Source organism: Sphingomonas sp. 10B4 (assembly GCF_035019905.1).
Classification (GTDB): domain Bacteria; phylum Pseudomonadota; class Alphaproteobacteria; order Sphingomonadales; family Sphingomonadaceae; genus Sphingomonas; species Sphingomonas glacialis.
Window position 1 is genome coordinate 1 of record NZ_JASJVC010000240.1, and the last position, 325, is coordinate 325.

1 protein-coding gene is annotated in these 325 nt (G+C 53.5%); it reads right to left on the reverse strand.

The annotated features are described in order from the left end of the window. Positions 1 to 263: FAD-dependent oxidoreductase (locus tag QN347_RS19645; RefSeq protein WP_323494372.1), on the reverse strand; the 263-nt coding region annotated here is incomplete at its 3' end. Between the last annotated feature and the right edge of the window lie 62 nt (positions 264 to 325).

Below are 325 nucleotides of genomic sequence, written 5' to 3' on the forward strand. Positions count from 1 at the left end.
GTTTCATCCAATAAGATTTGTTGCGGCTGAGCCCATGTCTTCAAACGCACTTGATGTGCCTTGGCGATATCTTGCTCATGTCCGGTAGCGGACATGGACTCCGCACCGCGTCGATAAACTACGGTCACGTCATCGGCACCTAGCCGCGCCATCTGCACCGCCATATCAATTGCGGTATTACCTGCTCCAATCACCAGGCAACGGGAGGCCAGTGGCAATTTACTCAAATCATCGACTTGACGGAGTTCAGCGATATAGTCCACTGCGGAGAGTAAGCCTGCGGCATCTTCGCCTGTCAAACCAAGCTCTCGGCTTGCACCAAGTC